Raw genomic sequence first — 4,330 nt, 5'->3', positions numbered from 1 at the left:
GTAGATAAATTTACACATGTTTATTAATCCAATCCCATGTGCTTTGTGGAAGCCAGCCAGCATTATCCTTAGCAACAGCCATGACAAGGAGAGTGTCATTATTGTCTAAGTGGCGACGTAGTCTGTCTGATAGTTGCCGTGCCGTCTCTGTTGTTGATACGAGCCATGTTGAATCAAGAGCGTGGCACCAACCGGGTGATTTCTTTAGCTCGTCGTAGAGTGCGTTGTAATTTTGACCGCTTTTATTCAAGTCATACGAGACGCAGTGTACTGTCATGTGTAATTCCCTATTCACGTTGAATTGTTTTTCTTCGCAAGATTTTGCGCTTTATCGTTCAATTAATCGAAAAAGCGTCGCTATATGGGCACTGAAGAATAGCTGCGCCCAAGTGGCTATAAAACAACCACTTTTGATTATCTCACCGTTGACTAAATCATACAAGTACTGATAACATGATACAAATGCGGTTATAGCCACCTTTAATCGCGTTTGCAAATATGAACTTATATGTATCCGGACGCGCTCAAATATGAGCGTGGGATTTTTACGTTCTTAAAAACCTAAAGCGGTATTCCGTGGAGGCAGTATGAAAAACATCCATCTACTAAAAACAAATAATCTGGGAGGATTAAAATATGGCAATGAAAAGCATCGATACCGACAAACCTGGGGTTAAAAAAGAACTTCAAAGCATCCCACAAGAGGTTGCTTTGATGTTCTTGCACAGTCTGCGATTAGTCGCTGCTGGAGAAAAACCAGATTTGGAGGTCGAAAGTCTCAGTGCACCCGTTGGACGCGGGGCGTTAGAGATGAAGATAAACGGTAGTCCAGCTTACAGATGCATTTACAGCAATAAAGACCCTGAGAAAGTCGTTGTTCTGCATGTGTTCGCTAAGACTACTAACGGCCCCGCACACAAAAACTATAGGACCGCGAAGGGCAGATTAAAATAATCTGTTGAAGGAATAAAGGGGGCTACCCCTTTATTTCCATACTGAGATCAGTACTTCTATCACTCGATTCTTGGGTAGGCATAGCCATGTCTACACGATAACCAAGCTTGAATAGAGCTGTCATTAAAAAATCAATAGAGAACAAGTCCAGCCTTCCTTTGAGCATGTTGCTTACTCTAGGTTGAGTTATGCCAATGGCTTTTGCAGCCTGAGCTTGGCTCCACTCATTACGCCGAACGTGTTGATGAATTTTCATTATCAGGTTGGACTTTAATGTCCACGTTTCCAGTTGTACTGGATCGCTGGTCAATATACTAAATACGTTATTATCCATAGCTATTCTTTAATAAGTCAGGCAGGGACTTCGATGAATACTATGTATCCATATTAGCAAAGGCGCGGGATTATACAAGTGTTTGTATGTCTTTTCAAGATTAATCCGGAGGGATTTTAAAAAAGGATGTTCTTGTCATGCCGACATTGACGGGGGTATCTCTGGATCGTAATCTAACGACGAAAAAAAACCGCCTTTGCGGGGCGGTTTTTCTTCTGGCTCAGTCAGTTTGCGGCTTACTGAGCCCCGGTAACAGTCTTGTGCGAGACATGTCACCAAATCTGTCCTTCCAGTGTAGCCGTACTCAGGTATTCACTTCAAGAACTCTCAATACATCTCTCGCACATCCTGTTTACCAATGGCTACCGCCAGTGGCGATTTTTCGTGCTTTCAGTTATTGGACTCAAGAGAAAAGTTGAGCTGAAAGCGTGGTAGTCGGGCTGAACGGGGAGTTCGTGCTTACAGCCCAGCTTGGAGCGAACCACCTGTCCGGATCCCAGCATCAGGCGTGGAATGAGAAAACGCGGCCATTAACAGCGGAATGATGCGGGTACATCCGTATGGTGGGAACAGGAGAGCGCACGAGGGAGCCGCCGGGTGGAAACGTCCGGTATCTTTAAGTCCTGTCGGGTTTCGCCACTTCTGGCTTGAGTGTCTTTTTGTGACATTCGCCAGGAGGGCGAAGCCTATGGAAAAACGACCTTCCTGCGTTACTCTTCTGACACCTCCTTGGTTCTATGGCATTACCTGTCATCCCATACCGCTCGCCGCAGTGTCATGACCGAACGAAGTGAGCGAATGACCGAGGAAGCGGAATAGCATCTGATCTTAAGGTGTGCTCCTGACGCTCAGATGTTACGGTTGTGCTGTAATATGAAAAGTGTGCCACTGATGGAGGTTTTCTATGGCATGGCACAGTGTGTCACAGGCTCAAAATCTCACAGGTAAAAGCCGAAGAACGCTTTACCGCGACATGGCTTCAGGCCGCGTATCGTACAGGACTAACGGTAAAGGGCATCGTGAGTTTGAGACGTCAGAGCTGCTCCGTGTATATGGTGAGTCTGAGCAGAGTGGCACTGATGGGCGGCACAGCGTGACACAGTCACATGGCACACAAAATGAAGCTGATATGATGTCAGAGATTCGTGCGCTCAGGCAGGAAGTTGGCGAACTGAAATCGTTGCTGCTTCGCCTTGAGCATAAAGATCCTGCCGCTATGCCAGAAACGCCTAAAAAAGCCTGGTGGCGCTTCTGGCACGGGACAAAGTGAGACAATAAGGACGCCTTTTATGAGCGAACGTAACCTGTTTGACGAACTGATGCAGGGGATGGCCGAGTTGAAGGAGATGGTAGCCGAGAATGCCGTCCCCGATGCCCCTGAAGACGATTCCGGGGCGAATACTCCTGCCTCCTGAAAAACTGCCGGGGAAGACATATCCCCTGCACCCCTATCCTGAAAGTAATACTCCGTTTCTGCCGCTTATTCTGGTTACACGATAGATCCGCTCATCCGACGAACAGGATATTCTGCTGACTTACGGCCACCAAAATCTGTCACACCCAACGCATTATACAATGCTAAGCCCCAGCCCTTGTGCCGCAAGGGCTTAGGGGGTATACCCCCCCTCTGCATAAGGGGTATACAAAATGTTATCTCAGCCCTTTGTTGGCGCAGGGTTGAGGGGTATACATGCGCATTTTTATAGGAAAATGCGCAACAGCATTTTGTTGCGCATGCGCAACTTTTCGGGATTTTCTCCAGCGCAGAGGGACAGGAAATGTTTTGTGTCCACCGCCATCATAATGGCGGCTCACAAAACCCTGGTCAGGGCTGCGCCCCGACACCTTGCCAACGCCTCACGACCGCACAGTAAACTGCGCACCCGTTCACCGTTATTCTGTGAGTTTTCTGCCTGAAATCAGCGTCCGGAAAGATTTCGTCAACGAAATCCCGGCCCATTCAGATTTATGCATAGGCATGTAGGCGGTTAAAAATTATCTGGCCGGTTTTCCCGCTTTTTGCGCATGCTCAACATAGTTTTTTGAACGCTTCTTGGCTGGATCGCGCTGAGGGCGCCTGCGGCGGTGCCGGAAAGAGATGTTATGTTTAATTCGCCCACTTACCGGGGTTGGAAGCGAAAAAGCCGCCCACAGGGCGGCTTGCCGTTATTTACGCGGTTTACCTGCGTCAGAGCGCTTTCCGCGCACCGTACCGTCATTGTTTCGATCGCGGGGCTGCGTGCCACCGCCGGGTTTAGGAACGACTACGTTGGGATTGAGTGGTCTTCTGTCCGCCATGTTTCCATTTCCTAACAGAATGGCAAAAGTGCCACCTAATTTGATACGCCTGGCTGCGTGAGCTTTCAATCCTGACGAAGCGGCAGCTTGCGCCGCATCAAATTTTCGCTGGCCCTTTCCTCCAGATGCGAAAAAGGCCGCCCAATGGGCGACCTCTTCCGGCACTTCCTTTTGCGACCATCCGTTATTTGTACAGCTCAGCGGTCATGTGTACGCGGTTATTGGTGTTGGCCTCGGTAATTTTGTACTGAGCGCCCTGCTGCTGAGCCTGTGCGGCGATTTTGGCTTCTGCACCGTCCAGCGTGCCGGAGGTGACGGAGATGCTCTGCGCGAAGCTGGCTGCTGACATCAGTGAAAGAGCGGCGACGGCGGCGATAGACATTGCTTTGATGGTTTTCATGGTCTTTATCCTTGGTTTGTATGGTTGAAAGCCTGTGTGCTTTCGATGAGATAATGATAACCAAGGTTACTATTAGTTAATTAACAATAAATGCTGGTATTGTGATCGTGCTAACTATTGCGTTGATAGGAGAATTCAATGGTCGTCTGCGGATTGATTCTTTTCTTAAAGTAGTTTTTCCGATTGATAAAAAGCCCGGCAGGGCTTTTTGATGTAAGTAGATAAATTTACACATGTTTATTAATCCAATCCCATGTGCTTTGTGGAAGCCAGCCAGCATTATCCTTAGCAACAGCCATGACAAGGAGAGTGTCATTATTGTCTAAGTGGCGACGTAGTCTGTC

5 protein-coding genes are annotated in these 4,330 nt (G+C 48.0%); 3 read left to right on the top strand and 2 right to left on the bottom strand.

What is annotated here, in order from left to right; genetic code table 11:
• The first annotated feature begins 636 nt into the window (after positions 1-636).
• Entirely contained in the window at positions 637-954 is a 318-nt protein-coding gene (locus tag FD737_RS23610; protein WP_160834695.1) for a type II toxin-antitoxin system RelE/ParE family toxin, read from the top strand.
• A 22-nt stretch (positions 955-976) separates the two neighbouring features.
• Here the strand turns inward: FD737_RS23610 and FD737_RS23605 are convergent, their stop codons facing one another.
• On the bottom strand, positions 977-1,288 hold the full coding sequence (locus tag FD737_RS23605) for a helix-turn-helix domain-containing protein (RefSeq protein WP_160834694.1): 312 nt from the start codon (positions 1,286-1,288) through the stop codon (positions 977-979).
• 904 nt (positions 1,289-2,192) lie between these two features.
• Here FD737_RS23605 and FD737_RS23600 point away from each other — a divergent pair.
• Both FD737_RS23600 and FD737_RS24080 read left to right on the top strand, forming a co-directional pair.
• A complete protein-coding gene (locus tag FD737_RS23600; protein ID WP_202404646.1) occupies positions 2,193-2,558 on the top strand; it encodes an entry exclusion protein 1 in 366 nt (121 codons plus the stop codon).
• Positions 2,559-2,577: 19 nt separating this feature from the next.
• Positions 2,578-2,703, top strand: a complete 126-nt coding sequence (locus tag FD737_RS24080; RefSeq protein ID WP_255492044.1) for a hypothetical protein — start codon at positions 2,578-2,580, stop codon at positions 2,701-2,703.
• Between the two features lie 1,067 nt (positions 2,704-3,770).
• On the opposite strand, the gene FD737_RS23595 is transcribed toward FD737_RS24080, so the two are convergent.
• Positions 3,771-3,986 (bottom strand): YdgH/BhsA/McbA-like domain containing protein, encoded by a 216-nt coding sequence (locus tag FD737_RS23595; protein WP_160834693.1) that lies wholly within the window; start codon positions 3,984-3,986, stop codon positions 3,771-3,773.
• Positions 3,987-4,330: the final 344 nt, after the last annotated feature.

Source organism: Pantoea sp. Seng (assembly GCF_009829935.1).
Taxonomy (GTDB): Bacteria; Pseudomonadota; Gammaproteobacteria; order Enterobacterales; family Enterobacteriaceae; genus Pantoea; species Pantoea communis.
This window is presented reverse-complemented; position numbering and strand designations above follow the sequence as displayed.